The sequence below is a fragment of the Streptomyces sp. TLI_146 genome (genome assembly GCF_002846415.1).
In the GTDB taxonomy this organism is placed as follows: domain Bacteria; phylum Actinomycetota; class Actinomycetes; order Streptomycetales; family Streptomycetaceae; genus Streptomyces.
This window is the reverse complement of record NZ_PJMX01000001.1, coordinates 4,376,237-4,400,867: the sequence shown is the minus strand read 5'-3', so window position 1 is coordinate 4,400,867 and position 24,631 is coordinate 4,376,237. Positions and strand designations below refer to the sequence as shown.

Sequence of the window (24,631 nt, the reverse complement as noted above, 5' to 3'; positions counted from 1 at the left end):
CGCCCGTACCCCCTAGGGGCGCGGGGAACTGCGCGACCAGTTGGGGACGGCCCGCAGACGAAGCAAGGGGGGTGGGGAGCTCACCCCACAATGGGGGCATGGCATCGCGCACCGGCACCGTCGGCTTCGACCTCGACATGACCCTCATCGACTCCCGCCCCGGCATCCACGCCTGCTACCGGCGCCTCGCCGAGGACACCGGCACCCCCATAGACGCCGACGCCGCCGTCAGCCGGCTCGGCCCCCCACTGGAGTGGGAGCTCAGCCACTGGTTCCCCGAGGACCGCATCGCGGAGATGGCGAGCCGGTACCGCGAGCTGTACCCCACGTACGCCATCGAGCCCACCCACGCCCTCCCCGGCGCCGCCGACGCGATCCGCGCCGTCCAGGAGCTCGGCGGCCGCGCCATCGTCGTGACCGCCAAGAACCGGCCGCAGGCGGCCCTGCACCTCACGCATCTCGGCCTGGAGCCCGACGAGCTGATCGGCGGGCTGTGGGCCGAGGCCAAGGCGGAGGCGCTGCGCGCGCACGGCGCCTCGGTGTACGTCGGCGACCACACCGGCGACGTCCGCGGCGCCCACACCGCGGGCGCCCTCTCCGTCGCCGTACCGACCGGCCCGATCGGCGCGGACGAGCTGCGCGCGGCCGGCGCGGACGTCGTCCTCGCCGACCTCACGGAGTTCCGCCCGTGGTGGAAGGCGTACAGGGAGACGGCGGACACGCGGACCGCGGGCTAACCGGCCGCGCTCTCCGCCCGGCGCTGCGTCCGCACCGACGTCACCACGCCCGCCCCGGCGATCAGGAAGCCGACGCCCATCAGCATGCACACCGCGTACGCGATCGGCGGGAACGGCGACGTGTGCAGGAACAGCGGCGCCACCGTGACCAGCGTGGCGAGCGCGCCGACGAAGAAGACGATGACACCGGCGCGAACCAGCCGGTCCCCGGTGTTCGACTCGTTCCTGGCCGAATTCGCTTGGGTTTCGTTACTCACTCGGTCAGGGTAGTTCCCTGCCCGTAAGGACCTGCCGGGACGTCTTGTCAGCAGCCTCTGGACCATTAGCCTTGGTGTCGGCGGGTCCGAAGGCGACCCGCTGCAGTGCTATCCAGAGCCGTTTTCGCGGCGATCCCGAGCACCCGACGACGAGTACGAGGACGAGGACAGACGTGCCTACCGGCAAGGTCAAATGGTTCAACAGCGAGAAGGGCTTCGGCTTTCTCTCCCGCGACGACGGCGGTGACGTCTTCGTCCACTCGTCCGTGCTCCCCTCCGGGGTGGAGACGCTCAAGCCCGGCCAGCGCGTCGAGTTCGGTGTGGTCGCGGGCCAGCGCGGTGACCAGGCTCTCTCGGTGACCGTCCTCGACCCGGCCCCCTCGGTCGCGGCCGCCCAGCGCCGCAAGCCCGACGAACTCGCCTCCATCGTCCAGGACCTGACGACGCTCCTCGAGAACATCACGCCGATGCTGGAGCGCGGCCGCTACCCCGACAAGGCCGCGGGCAAGAAGATCGCCGGACTGCTGCGGGCGGTGGCGGACCAGCTCGACGTCTGACCGGTCACCGTCACACGAAGCTGAGCGCGTCGCGGCCGAGCGGAGGCACGAGCCCCTCGGCCGCGGCCCGCGTCAGCAGCCCGCGCACCGCCGCGTAGCCGTCCTCGCCCAGATCGTGCGTGAACTCGTTGACGTAGAGCCCGATGTGCTGGTCGGCCACCGCCGGGTCCATCTCCTGGGCGTGCTCCCGTACGTACGGCCGGGAGGCCTCCGGGTCGTCCCAGGCCATGCGGACGGACGTCCGGATGACCTCGGCCAGCTCGCGCAGCCGCGCGGCGCCCAGCGAGCGGCGGGCGATGATCGCGCCCAGCGGGATGGGCAGCCCGGTCGTCGACTCCCAGTGCTCGCCCATGTCGGCGAGCGAGTGCAGCCCGTACTCCTGGTAGGTGAACCGGGCCTCGTGGATGACGAGTCCGGCGTCGACCTTGCCGTCGCGCACGGCGGGCATGATCTCGTGGAACGGCATCACGACGACCTTGCCGACCCCGCCGGGGACCACGTCGGCGGCCCACAGCCGGAAGAGCAGATACGCCGTCGAGCGCTCGCTCGGGACGGCGACGGTCTTGCCGGTGAGGTCCACGCCCGGTTCGCGCGTGAGGACGAGAGGGCCGCAGCCGCGGCCCAGCGCGCCGCCGCAGGGCAGCAGCGCGTACTCGTCGAGGACCCACGGCAGGACGGCGTACGACACCTTCAGTACGTCGAAGTCGCTCTCGCCGGGACCCCGTTCGGCGATGCCGTTGGTGATGTCGATGTCCGCGAAGGTGACGTCGATGTCCGGCGCGCCGGGGACGCGGCCGTGCGCCCAGGCGTCGAAGACGAACGTGTCGTTGGGGCAGGGCGAGTAGGCGATGCGCAGCGGCTCAGTCATGACCGTTCCAACTCTCCAGTGCGGGCGGGAGCTTCCCGAAAGCGTCGGTGAGTGCGCCGAGCGCGTCCCCGATCCGCCAGGCGGAACGGTCGCGGGGCCCCACGGCGTTGGAGACCGCCCGGATCTCCAGGGCGGGCACCCCCTGCTGGGCCGCGGCCTCCGCGACCCCGAACCCCTCCATCGCCTCGGCGGCGGCCCCGGGGTGGCGGGCGGCGAGCTCGGCGGCGCGGGCGGCGGTGCCGGTGACGGTGGAGACGGTGAGGACGGGCCCGTACGCGGCCCCGGTGGCGTCCGCGACCGCCCGCCCGAGCCCCTGCGGCGGCAGGTGCGCGGAGCGCCCGAAGCCGAGCGCCTCGACATCCAGATATCCCTCGGGCGTGTCGGCCCCGAGGTCGGCGGCGACGATCCGGGAGGCGACGACGAGGGAGCCGACGGGGGCGACGGGCCGGAACCCGCCCCCGATCCCGGCGGAGACCACCAGGTCGTACGGGGTGCGGGCGAGCGCGGCCGCGGTGGAGGCGGCGGCCGCGGCGGGGCCGACCCCGCCGGCGAGGACGTCGAAGCCGGCCGGGCACGCCCTCGTGACCGCGTCCCGTTCGGCGGGGACGGCGGTCACGACGAGGACGCGCATGTCAGCCGTTGTCGTGCTTGAGCGTGAATCCCCACACGGCCTTGGGCTTGTTGTCCTTGTTGACCTGGATGATGTTGATCTTCCGGGTCTTCGGTGCGGCGCTCTGGCCACCGGTCGCGAACACGTCCGCGTTCGGGAACGAGCGGTAGGTGGTGCCGATCGGCTCGCTGAAGATCGGCGAGCCGTCCAGCAGCGCGAGCCACTTGTCGCCGTGCTCCACGACGTCCGGGTCCACGCCCAGGCGCAGGGTCGAGCCCGGCGAGTAGTCGATCGACTTCGACGTCTTGACGCTGCTGAGGCAGGTCGTGACCTTCTCCTCGGTCAGCACCTTGCCGTCGTTGCGGCAGGAGGCCTCGGCGTTCACCGAGCTCGTCCCGACCGTCACGGTCGCGAGGGGCGTCGGCTTGTCGCAGGCGGAGAGGGCGAGGAGGCCGACGGAGACAGCGCCCAGGGCGATGCCGGCCCGGCGGGCCTTACCAGAGGTGAACGCAACGGTCATGAGCCGAAGGCTATCGGTCCCCCGAGATCACGCCACGCGCGGGTGTGGCGTGCCGCGCCGCGCGGAGCTCAGCAGCCCTCGTACGGACGTGGCCGCGCCGACCGCGAGCAGCCCCGCCGCGACCGACATCCCGACCACGCCGTTGAGCGGCAGCACGATCCCTATGGCACCGCCGAACACCCACGACATCTGGAGCACGGTCTCCGAGCGGGCGAACGCGGAGGTCCGCACCTCCTCGGGCACATCGCGCTGGAGCATCGCGTCCAGGGACAGCTTCGCCAGCGCCTGGGTGAACCCGGCGGTCGCGCCGAGGACCGCCATCAGCACCCCGCTGAAGAACGCGGCCGCGCACACCGCCGCGCCCAGCGCGGCCGTCAGCGCCATCACGATGATGACCTCCGGGCCCCGGGAGCGCAGCAGCGAGCCCGCGGCCGTGCCGAGCGCGTTGCCGACGCCCGCCGAGACGCCGACCACGCCGAGCGAGACGGCGGCGCTCTGCCCGGCCAGCGGGTGCTCGCGCAGCAGGAACGCCAGGAAGAAGATCAGGAACCCGGAGAGCGAGCGCAGGGCGGCGTTGGCGATCAGACCGTTCTGCACGGACGCGCCGACCGTGCGCAGCCCCGGTTTGCGCGCCCCGTGGACGACCAGCTGGGCCTTGCCCTCGCCCTTGGCCGAGTCCACCTTGTGGTCGAGGGTGAACGCCAGGAAGGTGCCCGCCACGAAGACGCAGAACGCCCCGTAGAGCGGCCACTGGGGCCCGACGTGCTGGAGCCCCGCCCCGATCGGGGCCGCCGCGGCCGTCGCGAGGAGCCCCGCGAGTGTGACTCTCGAATTGGCTTTGACCAGCGAGAAACCTGGTGGCAGCAGCCGGGGCACGACCGCGCTGCGCACCACTCCGTACGCCTTCGACGCCACCAGGACGCCCAGCGCCGCCGGATACAGCTCAAGCCCGCCCGTCGCCACCGCGCCCGACATGGTGAGCGCGAGGAGCGCCCGCGCCAGCATCGCGCCCGCCATCGCGGCGCGCCGGCCGTGCGGCATCCGGTCCAGCAGCGGGCCGATCACGGGGGCCAGGAGGGTGAACGGGGCCATCGTGATCGCCAGGTACAGCGCGACCCGGCCGCGGGCCTGATCGGTCGGGACGGAGAAGAAGACGGTGGACGCCAGGGCCACGGTGATCATCACGTCGCCCGCGCCGTTCACCGCGTGCAGCTCGATGAGTTTGCCCAGGCCCGACTCACCGGCGCCGTGCGCGTGGGTCGCCCTTCTGATGGAACGGGCGGTGCCCGTGAAGGGCAGGTGCAGCGCTCGGCCGACCGTCCGCCCCGCCGTGCGGAGGGGACTGGCCTTCTTGTCGGTGGACCTTGCGGTAGCCACGCAGTCATAGTGCCCCAACCCCGTACGACCATGACGTACCGACGGGGATTCGGACCGGCAGGTGGGCCACGGGCCGGGAAGGGGGTAGCGTGACAGGCGCGCCGCCCGCGGCTGCTCATGGCCGCGCGCCTCTCCGCGATCCCGCAGAATGGATGGCGAAAGGCGCGCCCCTGATCAGCTCACGGCCCGGGCGCGGACGTCGACGCGGCCCCCTGGTCCGCTCCGTCCGCGACTCGCCCGTACGCGGTCCCCGGCGCACCCGTGAGACGGCGTAGGAGAGAAGCGAGACCTGTGAGTGCTGCGACGACGCGAAGCCGTACCCCCGACCGCCTGTGCGCCGAAGCGGTCGACCTCGCCCGGGAGGCGGCCGAGGAGGCCGCGCACCCCGGCGTGGTCGGAGAGCACGTATCGGCGGTGGCCGAGGGTGACAGGGTCGTCACGCACTTCTTCGAGTGCAAGGAGCCGGGGTACCGGGGCTGGCGCTGGGCGGTGACCGTCGCGCGGGCCTCCCGCGCGAAGCTGGTCACCCTCGACGAGACGGTCCTGCTGCCCGGTCCCGACGCGCTCCAGGCGCCCGAATGGGTGCCGTGGAGCGAGCGCCTGCGCCCGGGTGACATGGGCCCCGGCGACCTGCTGCCCACCGAGGCGGACGATCTGCGCCTGGAGCCCGGCTACAGCGGCGAGGACGCCCCGCCGCCGAACTCCGCCGTCTCCGAGGAGATGGCCGAGCGGGTCGAGGCGGAGGACGCGGAGCTGGTGTCCCGGCCCGGCACCTCGCGCGGCTCGATCGCGGCGCTGGCCGAGGAGCTCGGCATGCGCCGGGCGCGTGTGCTGTCCCGCTACGGCCTGCACGCGGCGGCGGACCGCTGGGACGAGTCGTTCGGCGCGAAGACGCCGATGGCGCAGGCGGCCCCGGCCTCGTGTGTGTCGTGCGCCTTCCTGGTCCCGCTGGCGGGCTCCTTGAAGCAGGCCTTCGGTATCTGCGCGAACGAGTTCGGTCCGGCGGACGGGCGTGTCGTGTCGCTGTCGTACGGCTGCGGCGGGCACTCGGAGGCGGCGGTCATGCCGAAGCCGCCGCGGCCGTCGCCGCCGGTGCTGGACACGCTGGGCGCGGATGCGTTGGCCTTGCGGCCCGCCGCGGATGGTGGGTCTGTGGAGGCGGCGGGGGATACGGAGTCGGACGACCTCGGCCACTCGTGAGGTTCGGGGCGTAGCCACCGGCCTCCGCTGTGTTCGTCTGCGGACCGTGGGTGGCTGGTCGCGCAGTTCCCCGCGCCCCTGGGGGATACGGGCGGTGGCGATGGCGAAGCCGAGCACTTCAGGGGCGCGGGGAACTGCGCGAGCAACCCGCCACGGTCCGCAGACGGACGAGGGTTGAGGGGCGCGGGGAACTGCGCGACCAGCCACCCACCGGCCCGCAGACAAAGGCCGGGCCAAAAAGGGGCGCGGGGAACTGCGCGAGCAACCCGCGACCACCCGCGGACGAACCGGGGTCCAGGGGCGAAGCCCCCGGCCGCCGACCGGGGCCGGGCGTCCCGGAGCGCGACGCGGTACCTTCGGGCCGCAGGGTTTCCCGATGGCTGTGGACGGAGTGCGCGTGATCGTGAAGGCGACGGCGGTCGAAGGTGCCGACCCCTTCGGGACGGGACGGCTCCGGCGCGGGGTCATCGACGCCTGGGCCACCACCCCGGCCCGCTTCCGCGAGGACGCCAACGCCGAGGAGGACCTCGCCCTCGGCGGCTACCGGGACCGGCTGGTCGTCGAGCTCGCCCAGAACGCCGCCGACGCCGCCGCACGCGCGGGCGTGGCGGGGCGGCTCCGGCTCACCCTCCACCCCGGCGCCCGGGGCGAACAGCCCGTACTCGCCGCCGCCAACACCGGCGCCCCCCTCGACGCCACCGGCGTCGAATCCCTCTCCACCCTCCGCGCCTCCGCCAAGCGGCGCGACTCCGGCACCGCCGTCGGGCGGTTCGGCGTCGGCTTCGCCGCCGTGCTCGCCGTCAGCGACGAACCCGCCGTCGTCGGCCGCACCGGCGGCGTCCGCTGGTCGCTGGCCGAGGCCCGCGACCTGGCCGCCGAAGCCGCCCGCTTCAGCCCCGGCCTCGGCGACGAACTGCGCCGCCGCGACGGACACGTACCGCTGCTGAGGCTCCCGCTGCCCGCCGAGGGCACGGCACCCGACGGATACGACACCGTGGTCGTCCTGCCGCTGCGCGACGAGCCCGCCGAGGACCTCGTGCTGCGGCTGCTCGCCGCCGTCGACGACGCCCTTCTGCTCACCCTCCCCGGCCTCGTCGAGGTCATCGTCGAAACCCCCGACGGCTCGCGCGTGCTGCGCCGCTCCGAGCGCGACGGGTACGTCCACATCGACGACACCCGGGACGGCCTCAACCGCTGGCGGGTCGAGAGCGCGAGCGGTGCGCTCGCCGCCGAACTCCTCGCCGACCGGCCCGTGGAAGAGCGGCTGCGGCCGCACTGGTCGGTCACCTGGGCCGTGCCGGTCGACCTGGACGGCGCTCCCCAACGGCCCCGTACCGCGCCCGTCGTGCACGCCCCGACCCCCACCGACGAACCCCTCGGCGTGCCCGCCCTGCTCATCGCGTCGCTCCCGCTGGACACCGCGCGGCGCCACCCGGCCCCGGGACCGCTGACCGACTTCCTGGTGGAGCGCGCGGCCGACGCGTACGCCCGGCTGCTCGCCGACTGGCGGCCCGTGTCGACCGGCACCGTCGACCTCGTGCCCGGCCCGCTCGGGCGCGGCGAGCTGGACGGGGCGCTGCGCGCGGCGATCCTGGAGCGGCTGCCCCGGGTCGCCTTCCTCGCCCCGGCCGTGCCGTCCGAGGAGCTGCCCGCGCTGCGGCCGTTCGAGGCCGAGGTCGTGGAGGGGGCGGGCGCCGACACCGTACGGGTGCTCGCGGAAGTACTGCCCACGCTGCTGCCCGCCGGCCTTGAGCGCCGGGCCGAGCTGCGGACGCTCGGCGTCGGGCGGCTGCCGCTCGGCGACGCCATCGAGCGCATCGGGGGCGCCGAGCGCGCGCCCGAGTGGTGGTACCGGCTCTACGACACCCTGGCCGGCGTCGACCCCGACCGGCTCTCCGGGCTTCCGGTGCCGCTCGCGGACGGCCGTACGGCCATCGGGCCCCGGCAGATCCTGCTGCCCCTGCCCGACACCCCGGCCGACCTCGGCCGCCTCGGCCTGAAGGTCGCGCACGCGGACGCCACGCACCCCTTGCTGGAGAAGCTGGGGGCCCTCCCGGCCACGCCCCGCGCCGTCCTGACGACTCCTCAGGTACGGGCCGCCGTCGCCGCTTCCCTCGACGGCGGGGAGATCTGGGACGAGGACGCGCTCGACGCCGACGAACTCGCCGAGACCGTACTGGCGTTGGTGCGCGACGCCGCCCTGGAGCCCGGCGACGAGCCGTGGCTCGGCGCCCTCGCCCTGCCCGACGAGGACGGCGAGCTCGCCCCCGCCGGTGAACTCGTGCTGCCCGGAAGCCCCTTCGCCTCCGTCATCCGCCCCGGCGAACTCGCCGAGGTCGACGCGGAGCTCGCGGGCCGCTGGGGCGCGCAGCCGCTGGCCGCCTGCGGCGTACTGGCGACGTTCGCCCTGGTCCGGGCCACCGACGTGGTCCTCGACCCGGACGAACTGGAGCCCCGCGACGGCGACTTCGCCGAGCCCGACGACGCCGGGTTGCTCGACGCGGTCGACGTGTGGTGCGAGGACGTGCTCGACCGGCTGCCGCACACGCCGGTGCCGCCGGTGGCGACGGAGATCGTGGCGGTCCGGGACCTGGACCTCGTCGACGACGACGCCTGGCCGCAGGCGCTGGCGATGCTCGCCCAGCCGCCGCTGCGGGACGCGCTGACCCAGCCCGTACGGATCCTGCTGCCCGACGGCACGACGGAGACGGTCCGCCCGTACACGGCGTGGTGGCTGCGCGGCCACCCCGTCCTCGGCGGGCGCCGCCCGGCGGGCCTGCGGGCGGCCGGGTCCGATCCGCTCCTGTCCGGCCTGTACGAGTCGGCCGACGCGACCGGGTTCGACGACGAGCAGGTGCTGCGGGCGCTGGGTGTCCGTACGTCGGTGGCGGCGCTGCTCGACGAGCCGGGCGGCGCGGCCGAGCTCCTGTCCCGCCTCGCGGACCCCTCCCGCCCGGTCTCGGACGCCCAGCTCCACGCCCTCTACACGGCACTGGCCGACCTCGACCCCGAGCAGGTGACGCTGCCGGACGAGCTGCGGGTGGTGCTCGACGGTGCAGTACGGGTGGTGGACGCGGCCGACGCGGTGGTGGCGGACGCGCCGGATCTGCTGCCGCTGACGTCGGGGGTGCCGCTGCTGCCCGTCGCCCCGTCGCGGGCGGCCGACCTGGCGGACCTCCTCCAGGTCCGCCGTCTCGGGGAGACGGTGACGGCGGAGGTGACGTCGGTCGGGACGGAGCACGAGGTGCCGGAGGCGGTGCGGGTCCTGCTGGGTGCGGCGACGCCTTCGACGTACGTCGAGCACGAGGAGCTGCTGGCGGGCGGGGTCGAGCTGGACTGGCGCCGGGCGCCGGACGGGGTGCTGCATGCGGCGACCCTGGAGGGGGTCGCGGCGGCGCTCGCCTGGGCGGCGGGGCAGTGGCCTCGGCGCTTCGAGGTGGCAGCGCTCCTGGAGGACCCGTCCCGGGTGCCGGAACTGGCGCGAGCGCGCTGGTTCGACTGAGGGGTGAGCCCCTCCCCGCCCCTTCCCTGAACCCTCCGGGGGTGGGTGGGGGTGAAGGTGGGTTTCCCGGGGGCTACGCCCCCGGACCCCGGACGCCCTTCGTCTGCGGACCGTAGATGGCTGGTCGCGCAGTTCCCCGCGCCCCTTGAATGCCGCTGCGCGGCAATCCCCTGGGCGGCCCGGAGGGGCGCTTTTAGGGGCGCGGGGAACTGCGCGACCAGCCACTCACCGGCCCGCAGACGAAGACCGGGCACAAAACTACGCCGGGACCCGGCGGTCCACCCACCTCCACGCGAGCTCCAGCAGAACCGACCCCGCCACCGCGATCCCCACCGCCGCCCACGGCAACGTCGTCCCCACCAGCTTCAGCGCGAAGAAGGTCTGGAGCCACGGGACCGCCAGGACCAGGAGGAAGGCCGCGGCCATCGACAGGACCAGGCAGATGCGCCACCACGTGTACGGGCGGGCGATGATCGCCAGGACCCACATCGAGACCAGGAACAGCGTCAGGGTGGCGGCACTCGTCTCGGCCTCGCGCGCGCCGTCGCCCACGTAGTAGTGCCGCGCCAGCAGGTACGTCGCGAACGTCGTCACCGCCGCGATCACCCCGCCGGGTATCGCATAGCGCATCACCCGCCGTACGAAGTGCGGCTTCGCCCGTTCCGTGTTGGGCGCCAGGGCCAGGAAGAACGCCGGGATGCCGATCGTCAGCGTGGACAGCAGGGTCAAGTGGCGCGGCAGGAACAGGTATTCCACCTGCGTGCAGACCACCAGCAGGGCGAGCAGCACCGAGTAGACCGTCTTCACCAGGAACAGCGTCGCCACCCGCGTGATGTTGCCGATCACCCGGCGGCCCTCCGCCACCACCGACGGCAGCGTCGCGAAGCTGTTGTTGAGCAGGACGATCTGCGCGACCGCCCGCGTCGCCTCCGAGCCCGACCCCATCGAGACGCCGATGTCCGCGTCCTTCAGCGCCAGGACGTCGTTGACGCCGTCCCCGGTCATCGCCACCGTGTGCCCGCGCGACTGGAGCGCCGCCACCATGTCCCGCTTCTGCTGGGGCGTCACGCGGCCGAAGACGGCGTGGGAGTCGAGGACCGTCGCCATCTCCGCCCGGTCCGCCGGCAACTGCCGCGCGTCCACCGTGTTCTCCGCGCCCGGCAGGCCCAGCTTCCCCGCCACCGCGCCCACCGACACCGCGTTGTCACCGGAGATGACCTTCGCGTGGACGTTCTGCTCCTCGAAGTAGCGCAGGGTGTCGCCCGCGTCGGGGCGCAGCCGCTGTTCGAGGACGACCAGCGCCGTCGCCCGCGCGTCCGCCGCCACCTTCGGGTCGTCCAGCTCGCGCCGCGTCCGGGCGAGCAGCAGGACCCGCAGCCCCTGCTCGTTCAGCCCGTCGATCTCCGCGAGGGACGGGTCGCCGGGCGGCAGGAGTACGTCCGGCGCACCGAGCAGCCACGTCGAGTTCTCCCCGTCCCCCTCGCTGAAGGCGGCGCCGCTGTACTTGCGCGCCGACGAGAACGGCAGCGACTCCCTGCACCGCCACTCCTCGCTGTCCGGATACGCGTCGATGATCGCCTGGAGCGACGCGTTGGGACGCGGGTCGGACTCGCCGAGGGCGCCGAGCACCTTCCGTACGTACGCCTCGTCCGCGCCCCCCAGCGGCCGCAGCTCGGTGACGTCCATGCCGCCCTCGGTGAGCGTGCCCGTCTTGTCGAGGCAGACGACGTCCACGCGCGCGAGGCCCTCGATCGCCGGGAGCTCCTGCACCAGGCACTGCTTGCGGCCGAGCCGGATCACCCCGATCGCGAACGCCACCGAGGTCAGGAGGACCAGACCCTCGGGAATCATCGGGACGATTCCGCCCACCGTGTACGCCACCGACTGCTTGAAGTTGTCGTCCTTCACCACGAGTTGGCTGATCACCAGGCCTATCGAGGTCGGGACCATCAGCCACGTCACGTACTTGAGGATCATCGAGATGCCCGAGCGCAGCTCGGAGTGGACCAGTGTGAAGCGGCTGGCCTCCTCCGCGAGCTGCGCCGCGTACGCCTCGCGCCCCACCTTCGTCGCGGTGAAGGCGCCGCCGCCCGCGACCACGAACGACCCGGACATCATCCGCTCGCCGGGCTTCTTCAGTACGGGGTCGGCCTCACCGGTGAGCAGCGATTCGTCCACTTCGAGGCCGTCCGTCTCGACCACCTCGCCGTCGACCACCACCTTGTCGCCGGGGCCGAGCTCCACCAGGTCCCCGAGGACGATCTCGGACGTGGAGATCTCGGCGGCGACCCCGTCGCGCCGGACCGTCGGTTTGGCCTCGCCGATGACCGCGAGCCCGTCCAGGGTCTTCTTGGCGCGCAGCTCCTGGATGATGCCGATGCCCGTGTTGGCGATGATCACGAAGCCGAAGAGGCTGTCCTGGAGCGGCGCCACGAAGAGCATGATCAGCCACAGGACGCCGATGATCGCGTTGAAGCGGGTGAAGACGTTGGCGCGGACGATCTCGGCGGTGGAGCGGCTGCTGCGCACCGGTACGTCGTTGACCTCGCCCCGGGCGACGCGTTCGGCGACTTCGGCGGCGGTCAGACCGGTGGCCCGGCCGGACGCCACGGGCGGCGGCACGGGGTGGACGGGGTCGAGTTCCGCCCCGGCGTCGATATTGGCGCGCTGCGTCATGATTTCGACGGTACGGGGGGAATTCCCGCTTCACCTGCCGGGAAGGTCGAACATCCGACCAGGGGAGGAGGCGAATGGTCCTGCGGCGGTATGCCGCGAGGGAACGTCTCCTACCGGTTGTCGAGCGCTTCCCGCTCCGCCGCGTGCCGCTTCAGGGCCGCGTCGCGCCCCCGTACGTACCAGATGCCGATCAGGCCGAGACCGGCGCCGGCCAGGCAGGTCCACACCCACCACAGGTGTCCGTGGTCGTCGAACCAGCCGTAGAACGGCAGCTGGACGAGGAAGAGGACGAACCAGAGGATCGTGCCGCCGGTGATGGTGGCGACGACGGGCCCTTCCAGGGGCTCCGGCGCCTCGTGCTTGGGTGTCCACTTCGCCATGCGATCAGTGTAGGGGGAGGGGTCCGGGGCCCCCATCGGGCCGCTCGCGGCCCAGGCGCCCCTTGGGTCTACGCGCGGAGATAGCGATCTTTGCCTTATGTATTCATACTGAAACGGCTTACGGCTGACTCGTTTTGTTCGTTGAAACGTCCAAAGAAGTTCGGGTTGAGGCCGCATTTCCGTGTTTCCGCATTTCCTTGCCCCCCCGCCCCGTCTCACGACTGAGGTTCCGCATGTCCCCCTCGGCCACCGCCAAGGTCGACGCACCGCCGGCCCCGAAGCCGCCGGTCAACGCACTGGACCGTTACTTCAAGATCTCCGAGCGGGGCTCCACCCTCGCCCGGGAGGTCCGCGGCGGCTTCGCCACCTTCTTCGCGATGGCCTACATCATCGTGCTGAACCCGATCATCCTGGGCAGCGCGAAGGACATGTACGGGCACCAGCTCGACGGCGGCCAGCTGGTCACCGCCACCGTGCTGACCGCCGCCTTCACCACGCTCCTGATGGGCGTCATCGGCAATGTGCCGATCGCGCTGGCCGCCGGTCTCGGTGTGAACACCGTGGTCGCCCTCCAGCTGGCGCCCCGGATGAGCTGGCCCGACGCGATGGGCATGGTCGTCCTGGCGGGCTTCGTGGTGATGCTCCTGGTCGCCACCGGGCTGCGCGAGCGCGTGATGAACGCGGTGCCGCTGGGGCTGCGCAAGGGCATCGCGATCGGCATCGGCCTGTTCATCATGCTGATCGGCCTGGTCGACTCGGGCTTCGTCTCCCGCATCCCGGACGCCGCCCACACCACCGTCCCGCTCCAGCTCGGCGGCAACGGCCATCTGCTCGGCTGGCCGGTCCTGGTCTTCATCCTCGGCGTCCTGCTCACGCTCGCGCTGCTCGTACGCAAGGTGCCCGGCGCGATCCTCATCTCGATCGTCGTGATGACCGGCCTCGCGATGATCATCAACGCGGTGGCGACCGTCCCGTCCTGGGGCCTGACCACTCCGACCTGGCCCGGCAACCCGGTCGCCAGCCCGGACTTCGGCCTGCTCGGCAAGGTCAGCCTGTTCGGCGGCTTCGACAAGGTCGGCGTCCTGACCGGCGTCCTGTTCGTCTTCACCGTGCTGCTGTCGTGCTTCTTCGACGCCATGGGCACGATCATGGGCATCAGCGACGAGGCCAAGCTGACGGACGCCGAGGGCAACATGCCCGGCATCAACCGGGTGCTGTTCGTGGACGGCATCGCGGTCGCGGCGGGCGGCGCGTCGTCCTCCTCGGCCACCACCTGCTTCGTGGAGTCCACGGCGGGAGTCGGCGAGGGTGCCCGCACCGGCTTCGCGAACGTGGTCACCGGCGGCCTCTTCACGGTCGCGCTGTTCCTGACCCCGCTCGCCACCATGGTCCCGTCCCAGGCCGCCACCCCGGCGCTGCTCGCGGTGGGCTTCCTGATCCTGTCCGGCTCGATCCGGCAGATCGACTGGGACGACTGGACGATCGCGATCCCGGCGTTCGTGACGATGGTGATGATGCCGTTCACGTACTCGATCACCAACGGCATCGGCATGGGCTTCATCACCTTCACGGTGCTGCGCCTGGTGGCAGGGCGCGGCCGTGACGTGCCGGTGGCGATGTACGTCGTGGCGGCGGTGTTCGGCTTCTACTACCTGATGCCGGCGCTGGGTCTTACGTAGTCGGGGGGCGCTAGGCCGCCCCGTAGAACTTCTCCGTCTCGGCGGCCGCGGCCTGGAGCCGCTCGTCGAAGTCGTCGCGAATGAGCGTCCGGACCACATAGTCCTGGACGCTCATTCCGCGTTTTGCGGCATGCTGCCGGAGCCGTTCGAGCAGCTCACCGTCTATCCGCAGGCTGAGCACGCTGGTCCCCATGGGACGAGGGTCGCCGCAGGCCCCGCCCCGGTGCGTCACTTTTCCGATAGCTCTCACTCATTCGGGTGATGTGTGTGGTCGTGCGCGCCCGCTGTGGCGGCGCGCCGGTGGTACCCGAGGGGTACCCGGGCTGGTATTTAGCCAGAGTAATGAGTTATTCTAACGAACATGTCTGACCTGCCCCACGACAGCGACGCCGACGTCGCCGCCGTGAACTCCCTCCGCTCGGCGGTCATGCGCCTGAGCAGGCGCCTGAAGCACCAGCGCGTCGACGAGTCGCTGAGCCCGACCGAGATGTCGGTGCTCGGCACCCTCTTCCGCTGCGGCTCGGCCACCCCCGGTGAGCTGGCCCGCAAGGAGCATGTCCAGCCGCCGTCGATGACCCGCATCGTCGCGCTGCTGGAGGCGAAGGGCCTGGTCAGGCTGGAGCCGCACCCCGATGACCGCCGCCAGAAGGTGGTCAGCCAGACCGAAGAGGCCGAGGCGATGCTCGAAGAGAGCCGCCGCAAGCGCAACGCCTGGCTGGCTTCCCTCGCGGAAGGCCTGGACGAGGACGAGTGGGCGAAGCTGCGCGCCGCCGCACCCGTACTGGAGAAGCTCGCACACCTGTGAACTGACCGCGCATAAAAGGAGGCGAACCCCTTTGAGTACGGGATCCGGAGCAGACTCCGCCCCCGCACACAAATCCACCCACGACACCGCTGCCGGCGACGGCGGCAGGCGGGGGACCTTCTCCTCCCTCGCGATCCGCAACTACCGGCTGTTCTTCTCCGGCGCCATCGTCTCCAACATCGGTACGTGGATGGCGCGGATCACCCAGGACTGGCTGGTCCTCCAGATCACCGGTTCCTCGGTGGCGGTGGGCATCACCACCGCCATGCAGTTCCTGCCGATGCTGCTCTTCGGGCTGTACGGCGGCGTCATCGCCGACCGCTTCGCCAAGCGGAGCATCCTCTTCGTCACCCAGAGCGCGATGGGCCTCGGCGGTCTGTTCCTGGCGGCCATGACGCTCTCCGGAAACGTCCAGGTCTGGCACGTCTACGTGACCGCGTTCTTCACCGGCCTGGTCACCGTGGTCGACAACCCGACCCGGCAGTCCTTCGTCTCCGAGATGGTCGGCCCCGACCAGGTCCGCAACGCGGTCAGCCTCAACTCGGCCAACTTCCAGTCGGCGCGTCTGGTGGGCCCGGCGGTCGCGGGCGCGGTGATGGCGGCGGTGGGACCCGGCTGGGCGTTCCTCGCCAACGGCCTCTCCTTCCTCGCCCCGCTGGCGGGCCTCGCCCTGATGCGCACGGCCGACCTGCGGCCCACCAAGCTCGCGCCGCGCGGCAAGGGCCAGCTCCGCGAGGGCCTGGACTACGTCTCCAAGCGCCCGGAGCTGATCTGGCCGATCGTCCTGGTCGGCTTCGTCGGCACCTTCGGCTTCAACTTCCCGATCTGGCTGAGCGCCTTCGCCCACGACGTCTTCCACGGCGGCTCCGGGATGTACGGCCTGTTCAACAGCCTGATGGCGATCGGCTCCCTGATCGGCGCACTGCTCGCCGCCCGCCGGGGCACCACGCGGCTGCGCCTGCTGGCCGGGGCGGCGGGGCTGTTCGCGGTCATCGAGGTCGCGGCGGCGATGGCGCCCGGCATGGCGCTCTTCGTCGCGCTCCTGCTCCCGATCGGCGTCCTCGGCCTGACGGTGAACGTCACGGCCAACGCCTCCGTCCAGATGGCCACCGACCCGGAGATGCGCGGCCGGGTGATGAGCCTGTTCATGATGGTCTTCACCGGCGGCACCCCGCTGGGCGGCCCGCTCTTCGGCTGGCTCACGGACGAGTACGGCGTACGGGTCAGCCTCGCCCTGGGCGGACTGATCTGCGCCCTCGCGGCGGTCGGCGTCGGCCTGATGCTGGCGCGGGCGGCGAACCTGAAGCTCAAGGTGGATCTGCGGCGCGGCCGCAGGCACGTGGAGTTCGTCCCGAGGGAGCAACTGGCCACGGCGGCGTGACGAGCCCGTCCCCGGGGGCAAAACTGGTCCCATGAGACTCTTCGTGGCCGTGCTGCCCCCGCCGCCCCGGCTGGCCGAACTCGGCGTGGCGGTGGACGAGTTGCGCGCCCTGCCCGGCGCGGACCGGCTGCGCTGGGCGGGCCGCGACGACTGGCACCTCACGCTGGCGTTCCTGGGCGAGGTGGACGAGGCACTCCTGCCGGACCTGCACGCCCGTCTGGCCCGGGCCGCCCACCGCACCCCGCCCTTCGAGCTCCGCCTCCACGGGGGCGGCCGGTTCGGGGACAAGGTGCTGTGGGCGGGCGTCGCGGGCGCGATCGACGCCCTGCGGCTGCTGGCCGAACGCTCGGACGCGGCGGCCCGCCGCGCGGGCGTGGCGATGGAGGAGCACCGCCGCTACCACCCCCACCTCACCCTGGCCCGCAGCCGGACGGGGGCCGACCTGCACCCGTACGTCGACGCGCTCACGCCCTTCGAGGGCACGGCGTGGCAGACGGAGGAACTGGTCCTGGTCCGCAGCCGGCTGCCGGTCAGCGGGGTGCCGGGGGAGGTGCCGCGGTACGAGGTGGTGGGGCGGTGGGGGTTGGGGAAGTGACGAGCCCCAGCTCTCGGCGGAAGGCGACGCGGACGGTCCCGTCGGCCGGGACCATGACCACGAACCCGCGGGTACGGGTCCAGCCGTCCGGGATGAGGAACATGCGGTTGCCGGACTGGGCGAGAAGACGCACGCCTCGGTAGCGGTACTTGTACTTCTGTCCCGGGCCGCCCGCAGGCAGCGAGGTCTCCTGCACCGGCGCGGCCCCGAAGTAGAGCTGCTCGGGGGTGTCGACGACCACCATCGGCCGGTGCCACAGATTCCGGGCCAGCTCCCGCCCGTCGTCCCTGCCATGGATCTGGGCGTAGGCCTGTACGGCCCAGAACAAGCTCACGGCGATCAGCGCCGCCACGATGGCGAGGGTCTTCAGCTCGCCGGGGAAGGGGTGCCCGGTGGTCTTGAGGTGCAGTGTGCGCCCGTACACCACGAGCAGCAGGCCGCCGCCGAGGAGCAGGGGGGTGTCGAGCGGCCCGGCGGGCCACACCTGGAGACCGCCGAGCAGCCCGAGGACGAAGAGCGCGCCGCCGCACAGGGCAAGCCCTACGCCCACGTGCCCCAGACGGCGCACGAGGCCCGGTCGTGCGTCACCGAGGGAGGAGACCCACGCGAGCCCGAGCGCTCCCGCGAGCCCGGCGGCGAGCGCCACGGCCAAGGGCATGTACAGGCTTGCCGGGCTGCGCAGCAGCAGGTCCTGGGTGGACAGGCCGAGGGTGGCGACATCGACGCCGAAGTACGAGTAGAGGGAAGAGGTGTAGGCGTAGCCGAAGTAGAAGAGGAGCCCGGTGAGCAGGGTCGTGGGCGCGACGAACCCGGCGACGGCCTTGAGCCAGTTGCCCCACGGGGGCCGGGCCGGGGCGGGCTGCTCCTCCATGTACGGCCTCCTGGGTCAGGCGGCGTCGGCGGAGGAGGCGGGATCGGGCTCCTCCTCCTCGTCCGGCGGCACGGTGTCGGCCGGGAAGGGGCTGCTCTGCGCCTCGGGCTTGCCGGTCAGCTTGACGCACGCGGTGTGGGCGGGGATGAGGGGCGCGTGGGAGGTGTTCTCGAACACCCACTCAAGCGTCACGGATTCATCGGGTGAGAGGTTGACCGGCTGAGGGCCCGTCCCGGTCGTCCAGCGGCCCGTGGGGCTGCAGTCGGAGACGGTCGCGGTGCCGCTGTACGTGTCCTTGCCGGAGTTGGTGAAGGTCACCTTGACGCTGGGCCACACCCCGTCGAAGTCGGTCGAGACCCGCCCCGCCGCCTTGAAGCCGCCGCTGGTGCCGCCGTCCTCGCCGCCGTTGGTCTGCTGACCGCTCGTGTCCTCGCTCGGCTGCCCGGTCGGCTCCGCGGGCGGCGGCCCGGTGGTGGACTCCTCGGTCTGCGAGGTGTCGCCGGGCGGGGTGGGATTCTCGTCCTTGCCCGACGAGCAGCCCGCGAGCAGCAGGCCCACCGTGAGGAGGGTGACCGGAACTAGGCGGTGTCGCCGACGCCGTACGTGATCCACCTTCGGGACGGTAACACTGAGTCATCGCCCGGGTACGGTGGCGCGCCCGGGGTGGCCGAACGCGGCGGGGAGGGCGTTCGTTACGCTCGTACGCGTGAACCCGAAGACCAGGAACCGGATCATGGCCGGTGTGCTCGTGCTGATGTTCGTCGTGGTGGCGGTGGCGGCCGCGCGGGGCTGAGGCCCGGACTCAGTGCGACGCCCGCGTCAGACGGTTGGCGAACGTCGACACTGTGTACGCGCCGATGCCGAGGACGACCTCCAGGGCGTTCTGGCGGGTGTGGCCGTGGGACAGGAACGCGTTCAGGGCGTCGTCGGGGACCGCGCCCGCCGTCGCGTACACCGCGAGCGTGAACTCCCGTACCGCTTCCAGGCGTTCGTCCGTCAGCGGCTTCCCTTCGCGCAGCTCGGCGATCAGCCCCTCCGGCGCGCCGAGCCCGCGCAGCTTGCCCGTGTGCATGTTCACGCACAGGTCGCACGCGTTGCGGGTGGCGACCGTCATGATCACGACTTCGCGGGCGACCGGTTCGAGCGTTGTCCGCTCGAAGAGGGCACTCATCCCGAGGAAGCCCTCCAGGGTGTGCGGTGAGGTGGCCAGCCGGGCCACGGCCGGGGAGAGGTGCCCCAGGCTCTTGATCGTTTGCTCCATCGCGCGGCGCGACTCGGCCGGCGCGGACTCCAGGGTGTGCTCGACGAATGTCACGGCGTACCTGCTCCCCGTAAGATAGACAACGTGGTTGACGATAAGAAGGTAAACCAGGTTGTCGGTTCTCGCAACGGGGAAAGCGAGGAGGTGCCCACCCCCGGCTATGAGCTGCCCCTGCTCCTCCTCGGCGGGTTCCGCTCCCTCATCGACCGCCTCCACGCCGAGCTCGCCCGCCAGGGGCACCCGGACCTCCGGCCCGCCCACGGCTTCGCCCTCCAGGCCGTCGGGCCCGGCGGGGCGACCGCGAGCGAGATCGGGCGGCGGCTCGGCGTCTCCAAGCAGGCCGCCGGGAAGACCGTCGACCGCCTGGAGGCCCTGGGCTACGCCGAACGCGCCGACGACCCCGCCGACGCCCGCCGCAAGGTCGTCCGCATCACCCCGCGCGGCCTCGACGCGCTGGCCCGGTCGGCGGCCGTGTTCGACGAACTGCGCGCCGACTGGGTCCGTACGCTGGGAGTCGGCCCCGTGCGGGAGATGGAGGCGTCGCTGCGCACGGTGGTCCCGCCCGAGGCGTTCCGCCTCGACGCGTCGAGCTGGTTTGCGGGGTCCTAGTCGCGTACGCACTGGGGTTCGACAGCCCGTGTCCTTGGCGCCGTGCGTATCGTTGTACCGGGTGGCTGGCTGCCGGGGAGCGACAGCCGGGGAGGAGCGCCACGATGACCGTCGTAGACGTCGTAGACACCGACAGGATCGAGATGGCCGCGAGCGACGACGAGCTCACTCTGGACATGATGTTCGAGTGGATCGAGAAGATGCCTATCCCCGAGGGTTACAAGACCGAGATCGTCGGGGGGAACATCGCCATGGCGCCACAACGGCAAGTCCACTGGGAGATCATCCTTGGCCTCATCGAGCAGTTGCGCACCAAATACCCGCTGAAGCGCCTGGCCTCCGATGTCCGCATCGACTTCCCCGGCCATCTCAACGGCTTCGCCTGCGACGTCGTGGCGCTGAAGGACGGCGCGGTCAAGGGCGACAAGGGGCGCTGGCGCTATGAGGACATCGACTTCGTCGCCGAGGTGATTTCCAAGGGCACGGCCTCGAACGACTACGGCCCCAAGAAGGCCGCGTTCGCCGCCGCCGACGTCCCGGCGTACCTGATCGTCGACCCGTACACCGGCAAGTGGCACCTCCACACCCTGCCGAAGGACGACGAATACCACGGCACGGTCACCCTCGACTTCGGTGACGAGATCGATCTCACCCAGACCCCCGTCGGACTCACCCTCACCACCGACGAGTTCCCCCGCGACTGAACCCTGGGGAACGGCCCTTGCTTGGAGCGCACTTCAACAGGTTCGCTGGTGCCCCATGGAGTACACGCAGCTCGGACGCACAGGTCTCAAGGTCAGCCGTCTCGTCCTCGGCACCATGAACTTCGGCCCCCTCACGGACGAGGCCGACAGCCACGCGCTCATGGACGCCGCGCAGGACGCGGGCGTCAACTTCTTCGACACCGCGAACATCTACGGCATAGCCGAACACAAGGGGCTCACCGAGGAGATCGTCGGGTCCTGGTTCGCGCGGGGCGGCGGGCGCCGCGACAAGACGGTCCTGGCGACCAAGGGCTACGGGAACATGACCCAGGACGGCACCCCCTGGAACGTCACCTCCTGGCCCAACCACGACCGGCTCTCCGCGCTCAACATCCGCCGTTCGGTGGAGGCCAGCCTGAAGCGGCTCGGCACGGACTACATCGACGTCTACCAGTTCCACCACGTGGACCGCGCCACTCCCTTCGAGGAGATCTGGCAGGCCATGGACGTCCTCGTACGGGAGGGGAAGGTGCTGTACGTCGGTACGTCGAACTTCCCCGGGTACAAGATCGCTCAGGGTAATGAAGTCGCCGCCCGCACCGGGCGGTTGGGGCTGGTCAGTGAGCAGTGCCTCTACAACCTCGCCGAGCGCCGCGCCGAGATGGAGGTCATCCCGGCCGCCCAGGAGTACGGCGTCGGGATCATCCCCTGGTCCCCGCTCCACCAGGGCCTGCTCGGCGGCGCCCTGCGAAAGGAGCAGGCGGGCGACGGGTCGCGTACCAAGGGCGGCCGGTCCGCCGCCGGGCTCGCCGATCCGGCGGTCCGGGCGAAGGTGCAGGCGTACGAGGACCTGCTCGCCAAGCACGAACTGGAGCCGGGCGAAGTGGCGTTGGCGTGGCTGCTGACGCGGCCGGGCGTGACGGGTCCGATCGTCGGCCCGCGCACGGCGGACCAGCTCGAATCGGCTCTGCGCGCGGTCGAGCTGGAGCTGAGCGACGAAGTGCTGGCCGGGCTCGACGAGATCTTCCCCGGACCGGGCCCCTCGCCGGAGGCCTTCGCCTGGTAGCAGCCGTGGGGCGCGTGGTGCTTGCTTGAAGCGCACTTCAAGAGGTTCGCTGGTACCTCATGGAGTACACGCAGCTCGGACGCACAGGTCTCAAGGTCAGCCGTCTCGTCCTCGGCACCATGAACTTCGGCCCGCAGACGGACGAGGCCGGCAGCCATGCGCTCATGGACGCCGCCCACGACGCGGGCGTCAACTTCTTCGACACCGCCAATGTCTATGGCCAGAGCGCCGGCAAGGGCCGCACCGAGGAGATCATCGGCAGCTGGTTCGCCAAGGGCGGCGGGCGCCGCGACAAGACGGTCCTGGCCACGAAGGCGTACGGGAACATGTCCGCCGACGGCGCCCCCGTCTGGCCGAACCACGACAAGCTGTCGGCGCTCAACATCCGCCGGGCGGTCGAGGGCAGCCTGAAGCGGCTCGGCACGGACTACATCGACGTCTACCAGTTCCACCACGTGGACCGCGCCACTCCCTTCGAGGAGATCTGGCAGGCCATGGACGTCCTCGTACGGGAGGGGAAGGTGCTGTACGTCGGTACGTCGAACTTCCCCGGCTACAAGATTGCGCAGGGTAATGAAGTCGCCGCGTGCACCGGGCGGTTGGGGCTGGTCAGTGAGCAGTGCCTCTACAACCTCGCCGAGCGCCGCGCCGAGATGGAGGTGATTCCCGCCGCCCAGGAGTACGGCGTCGGGATCATCCCCTGGTCCCCGCTGTACGGGGGCCTGCTCGGCGGTGCGCTGCGCAAGGAGCGTGAGGGCGGGGGCTCGCGGTCGACCGGCGGCCGGGCGGCGGACTTGCTGAAGGACCCGGCGGTCCGGGCGAAGGTGCAGGCGTACGAGGACCTGCTCGCCGAGCGCGGCCTGGAGCCGGGCGAGGTCGGGCTGGCCTGGCTGCTCACCCGGCCGGGCGTGACGGGCCCGATCGTCGGCCCGCGCACGGCGGACCAGCTCGAATCGGCCCTGCGCGCGGTCGCGCTGAAGCTGGACGACGAGCTGCTGGCGTCCCTGGAGGAGATCTTCCCGGGTCCGGGGCCGTCGCCGGAGGCGTTCGCCTGGTAGGCCCCGGGCGTCAGCCCGTGTACGCCCCGCCCAGCCCCCACCCCTGATGCATCGCCTCGGCGAACGCCGCCGCCAGCTTGTGTTCGCCCGAGGCCGAGGGGTGGGTGCCGTCGTACGTGTCCTGGTGGATGTCGTACGTCGGCGGGTGGGAGGCGAGGAGCAGCGGGGAGGACGGCTGGTCCAGGTCCGCCACCGCCTTCGCCAGGAGTTCGTTGAAGCGGGTCACCTCGGCCGCGAAGGGAGCGTCCGACTCGGCGCGGATGTTCGGGATGACCGGGAGCAGGACCATGCGGACGGCCGGGTTCGCGGCGCGCGCCTGGGTCACGAAGGCGCGGACGTTGGCCGCCGTCTGGTCGCTGTCCGTGTAGAAGCCGAGGTCTATCAGGCCGAGGGAGACCAGGAGGACGTCGGCGCCCGCCCCGGCCGCCGCCTCGCGGATCAGCGGGGCCATGTGCAGCCAGCCCTCGCCCCAGCCGGAGAGGTGGCGGCGGGCCGCAGCCGGGAAGTCCGGTGCGCCGTACGCGTACGACAGCGGGGCGCCCGCCTCCGTGTCGTACAGCTCGGTGCGCGGCCCCACGATCTCGAAGGGGCCGTCGAAGGACGTGCTGAGGTGCTGCCACATGCGGTAGCGCCAGGTGATGTCGCCGGCGCGTCCGATGGTCATGGAGTCGCCGACGAACATGAAACGCATGGGGCCATGATGGCGGATCACCTGGACGGCTTCGACGGGCTGCCACGTGACGATGGACACTTGGTCCCATGCGTTTCCCGATGCGTTCGCTTCTGTCCGCCGCCACGGCCGCCGGGCTCGTCGTGCTGGGGGCCGCCGCGGCCGCCGCCGACGACGGTGACTTCACGATCAAGGACCCCCGGATCAAGGAGTCCAGCGGCCTCGCCGCCAGCCGGGCGCACCCGGGGATCTACTGGACGCACAACGACAGCGACGACGGGCCGTATGTGTACGCGGTCGACTCGAAGACCGGCGAGACCGTCGCCAGGATCACCCTGACCGGCGTCGGGCGCCCGCGCGACGTCGAGGCGATCTCGGTCGGCTCGGACGGGAACGTGTACGTCGGGGACATCGGGGACAACCTGGGCGGCACCTGGAAGAACGTCTGGATCTACAAGTTCCCCGAGCCCGCGCGGCTCAAGGACGCGACCGTCAAGGCGACCCAGTACGTCGTGAAGTACGCCGACGGGCCGCGCAACGCCGAGGCGCTGATGGTCCACCCCAAGACCGGCCGCCTCTACATCGCCTCCAAGAAGGAGGGCGGCGGCGGGCTGTACGAGGGCCCCGAGCGGCTCTCGGCGGCCGGGACGAACATCTTCCGGCGGATCGACGACGTGCCGTGGGTCACCGACGGCGCGTTCTCCCCGGACGGGTCGAAGCTGGCGCTGCGGGGGTACTTCTGGGCGGCGGAGTACGACTGGAAGAACGGGAAGCTCGGCGCGCGGCACGGGGTGTCCGCCCCGCTGATGCGCCAGGCCGAGTCCGTCACGTACACCCCGGACGGGAAGGCGCTACTCTTCGGGACGGAGGGGGAGGGGAGCCCGGTGAAGCGGGTTGCGGTGGAGTCCGGCAAGTCCCCCTCCGACAAGGGGGGTTCACCCTCGGGCGGCGGCGCGAGCAAGGGCGGCGCCGACTCGGGCGGCGGCGACAACCGGAACCTGGTGTACGGGGCGCTGGCGGTGGTGGGTGCCGGGGCCGCGTGGGTGGGGCTGAAACGGCGCTTCCGGCGGGGATGATCGGGCCCGGCCTTCGTCTGCGGCTGTGTGGGTGGCTGGTCGCGCAGTTCCCCGCGCCCCTTAGGTAGTAGGCCGCAGCCGGAGTGCTGGCCTCAGCCACAGGTATTTAGGGGCGCGGGGAACTGCGCGAGAAGCGGCCACCGGCCCGCAGACGAACGAGGGTGTCGCGGGG

26 protein-coding genes are annotated in these 24,631 nt (G+C 71.9%); 14 read left to right on the top strand and 12 right to left on the bottom strand.

Going from position 1 to position 24,631, the window contains the following annotated elements; genetic code table 11:
* The first annotated feature begins 98 nt into the window (after window positions 1–98).
* Entirely contained in the window at window positions 99–737 is a 639-nt protein-coding gene (locus BX283_RS19660; protein WP_101388875.1) for an HAD family hydrolase, read from the top strand.
* Here BX283_RS19660 and BX283_RS19655 read toward each other — a convergent pair.
* The gene (locus BX283_RS19655; RefSeq protein WP_101388874.1) at window positions 734–994 is read right to left on the bottom strand and encodes a hypothetical protein; all 261 of its coding nucleotides are present in this window, start codon (window positions 992–994) and stop codon (window positions 734–736) included. The two genes, BX283_RS19660 and BX283_RS19655, sit on opposite strands and share 4 nt — an antisense overlap.
* Before the next feature lie 173 nt (window positions 995–1,167).
* Here BX283_RS19655 and BX283_RS42185 point away from each other — a divergent pair, with 173 nt between their 5' ends.
* Window positions 1,168–1,551 (top strand): cold-shock protein, encoded by a 384-nt coding sequence (locus tag BX283_RS42185; RefSeq protein WP_067162767.1) that lies wholly within the window; start codon window positions 1,168–1,170, stop codon window positions 1,549–1,551.
* A gap of 10 nt (window positions 1,552–1,561) precedes the next feature.
* On the opposite strand, the gene BX283_RS19645 is transcribed toward BX283_RS42185, so the two are convergent.
* The 4 genes from BX283_RS19645 to BX283_RS19630 are packed head-to-tail and all read right to left on the bottom strand — an operon-like array spanning window position 1,562 to window position 4,926.
* Window positions 1,562–2,419, bottom strand: coding sequence for a 1,4-dihydroxy-6-naphthoate synthase (locus tag BX283_RS19645; protein WP_101388873.1), 858 nt, complete (start codon window positions 2,417–2,419; stop codon window positions 1,562–1,564).
* Entirely contained in the window at window positions 2,412–3,050 is a 639-nt protein-coding gene (locus tag BX283_RS19640; protein ID WP_101388872.1) for a futalosine hydrolase, read from the bottom strand. Before BX283_RS19640 ends, BX283_RS19645 begins: the two co-directional genes overlap by 8 nt.
* A 1-nt stretch (window position 3,051) precedes the next feature.
* A complete protein-coding gene (locus BX283_RS19635) occupies window positions 3,052–3,549 on the bottom strand; it encodes a DUF2771 domain-containing protein (protein ID WP_229848007.1) in 498 nt (165 codons plus the stop codon).
* 27 nt (window positions 3,550–3,576) lie between these two features.
* Window positions 3,577–4,926: an MFS transporter gene (locus tag BX283_RS19630; protein ID WP_101388871.1), complete on the bottom strand. Its 1,350-nt coding sequence runs from the start codon at window positions 4,924–4,926 to the stop codon at window positions 3,577–3,579.
* A 291-nt stretch (window positions 4,927–5,217) separates the two neighbouring features.
* Between BX283_RS19630 and BX283_RS19620 the strand changes: the two genes are divergently transcribed.
* Window positions 5,218–6,126: a DUF3027 domain-containing protein gene (locus BX283_RS19620; protein ID WP_101388870.1), complete on the top strand. Its 909-nt coding sequence runs from the start codon at window positions 5,218–5,220 to the stop codon at window positions 6,124–6,126.
* 376 nt (window positions 6,127–6,502) lie between these two features.
* On the top strand, window positions 6,503–9,628 hold the full coding sequence (locus tag BX283_RS19615; RefSeq protein ID WP_101388869.1) for a sacsin N-terminal ATP-binding-like domain-containing protein: 3,126 nt from the start codon (window positions 6,503–6,505) through the stop codon (window positions 9,626–9,628).
* Between the two features lie 258 nt (window positions 9,629–9,886).
* Here the strand turns inward: BX283_RS19615 and BX283_RS19610 are convergent, their stop codons facing one another.
* Together BX283_RS19610 and BX283_RS19605 are read right to left on the bottom strand one after the other, a co-directional pair.
* The gene (locus BX283_RS19610; RefSeq protein WP_101388868.1) at window positions 9,887–12,304 is read right to left on the bottom strand and encodes an HAD-IC family P-type ATPase; all 2,418 of its coding nucleotides are present in this window, start codon (window positions 12,302–12,304) and stop codon (window positions 9,887–9,889) included.
* Between the two features lie 110 nt (window positions 12,305–12,414).
* Complete coding sequence (locus tag BX283_RS19605) at window positions 12,415–12,684, bottom strand: DUF2530 domain-containing protein (protein ID WP_101388867.1); 270 nt, start codon at window positions 12,682–12,684, stop codon at window positions 12,415–12,417.
* A 233-nt stretch (window positions 12,685–12,917) separates the two neighbouring features.
* Here BX283_RS19605 and BX283_RS19600 point away from each other — a divergent pair, with 233 nt between their 5' ends.
* A complete protein-coding gene (locus tag BX283_RS19600; RefSeq protein ID WP_101388866.1) occupies window positions 12,918–14,363 on the top strand; it encodes an NCS2 family permease in 1,446 nt (481 codons plus the stop codon).
* Window positions 14,364–14,373: 10 nt separating this feature from the next.
* Here BX283_RS19600 and BX283_RS19595 read toward each other — a convergent pair whose 3' ends face one another.
* On the bottom strand, window positions 14,374–14,556 hold the full coding sequence (locus tag BX283_RS19595; RefSeq protein WP_101388865.1) for a ribbon-helix-helix protein, CopG family: 183 nt from the start codon (window positions 14,554–14,556) through the stop codon (window positions 14,374–14,376).
* A 168-nt stretch (window positions 14,557–14,724) separates the two neighbouring features.
* Between BX283_RS19595 and BX283_RS19590 the strand changes: the two genes are divergently transcribed.
* The 3 genes from BX283_RS19590 to thpR are packed head-to-tail and all read left to right on the top strand — an operon-like array spanning window position 14,725 to window position 17,144.
* Complete coding sequence (locus tag BX283_RS19590) at window positions 14,725–15,168, top strand: MarR family winged helix-turn-helix transcriptional regulator (RefSeq protein WP_067162750.1); 444 nt, start codon at window positions 14,725–14,727, stop codon at window positions 15,166–15,168.
* A gap of 31 nt (window positions 15,169–15,199) precedes the next feature.
* Window positions 15,200–16,549 (top strand): MFS transporter, encoded by a 1,350-nt coding sequence (locus BX283_RS19585; protein ID WP_101388864.1) that lies wholly within the window; start codon window positions 15,200–15,202, stop codon window positions 16,547–16,549.
* A gap of 31 nt (window positions 16,550–16,580) precedes the next feature.
* Complete coding sequence (gene thpR / locus BX283_RS19580) at window positions 16,581–17,144, top strand: RNA 2',3'-cyclic phosphodiesterase (protein WP_101388863.1); 564 nt, start codon at window positions 16,581–16,583, stop codon at window positions 17,142–17,144.
* On the opposite strand, the gene BX283_RS19575 is transcribed toward thpR, so the two are convergent.
* A complete protein-coding gene (locus tag BX283_RS19575; protein ID WP_101388862.1) occupies window positions 17,080–18,015 on the bottom strand; it encodes a hypothetical protein in 936 nt (311 codons plus the stop codon). The genes thpR and BX283_RS19575 overlap by 65 nt on opposite strands.
* A gap of 15 nt (window positions 18,016–18,030) precedes the next feature.
* Window positions 18,031–18,627 (bottom strand): hypothetical protein, encoded by a 597-nt coding sequence (locus BX283_RS19570; RefSeq protein ID WP_143676438.1) that lies wholly within the window; start codon window positions 18,625–18,627, stop codon window positions 18,031–18,033.
* Window positions 18,628–18,664: 37 nt separating this feature from the next.
* On the opposite strand from BX283_RS19570, the gene BX283_RS40670 reads away from it, so the two are divergent.
* Window positions 18,665–18,808: a hypothetical protein gene (locus BX283_RS40670; protein WP_180357200.1), complete on the top strand. Its 144-nt coding sequence runs from the start codon at window positions 18,665–18,667 to the stop codon at window positions 18,806–18,808.
* Between the two features lie 9 nt (window positions 18,809–18,817).
* On the opposite strand, the gene BX283_RS19565 is transcribed toward BX283_RS40670, so the two are convergent.
* Window positions 18,818–19,276, bottom strand: coding sequence for a carboxymuconolactone decarboxylase family protein (locus BX283_RS19565; RefSeq protein ID WP_101392465.1), 459 nt, complete (start codon window positions 19,274–19,276; stop codon window positions 18,818–18,820).
* An 84-nt stretch (window positions 19,277–19,360) separates the two neighbouring features.
* Here BX283_RS19565 and BX283_RS19560 point away from each other — a divergent pair, with 84 nt between their 5' ends.
* The 4 genes from BX283_RS19560 to BX283_RS19545 all read left to right on the top strand — a co-directional run bounded on the left by BX283_RS19560 (window position 19,361) and on the right by BX283_RS19545 (window position 22,713).
* The gene (locus tag BX283_RS19560) at window positions 19,361–19,885 is read left to right on the top strand and encodes a MarR family transcriptional regulator (protein WP_218976521.1); all 525 of its coding nucleotides are present in this window, start codon (window positions 19,361–19,363) and stop codon (window positions 19,883–19,885) included.
* 104 nt (window positions 19,886–19,989) lie between these two features.
* On the top strand, window positions 19,990–20,589 hold the full coding sequence (locus tag BX283_RS19555) for a Uma2 family endonuclease (protein ID WP_101388860.1): 600 nt from the start codon (window positions 19,990–19,992) through the stop codon (window positions 20,587–20,589).
* Window positions 20,590–20,644: 55 nt separating this feature from the next.
* Entirely contained in the window at window positions 20,645–21,655 is a 1,011-nt protein-coding gene (locus BX283_RS19550; RefSeq protein WP_101388859.1) for an aldo/keto reductase, read from the top strand.
* 59 nt (window positions 21,656–21,714) lie between these two features.
* Window positions 21,715–22,713, top strand: coding sequence for an aldo/keto reductase (locus BX283_RS19545; protein WP_101388858.1), 999 nt, complete (start codon window positions 21,715–21,717; stop codon window positions 22,711–22,713).
* A 10-nt stretch (window positions 22,714–22,723) separates the two neighbouring features.
* On the opposite strand, the gene BX283_RS19540 is transcribed toward BX283_RS19545, so the two are convergent.
* Entirely contained in the window at window positions 22,724–23,404 is a 681-nt protein-coding gene (locus BX283_RS19540) for a GDSL-type esterase/lipase family protein (RefSeq protein ID WP_101392463.1), read from the bottom strand.
* A gap of 68 nt (window positions 23,405–23,472) precedes the next feature.
* Between BX283_RS19540 and BX283_RS19535 the strand changes: the two genes are divergently transcribed.
* Window positions 23,473–24,459: a hypothetical protein gene (locus BX283_RS19535; protein WP_101388857.1), complete on the top strand. Its 987-nt coding sequence runs from the start codon at window positions 23,473–23,475 to the stop codon at window positions 24,457–24,459.
* Window positions 24,460–24,631: the final 172 nt, after the last annotated feature.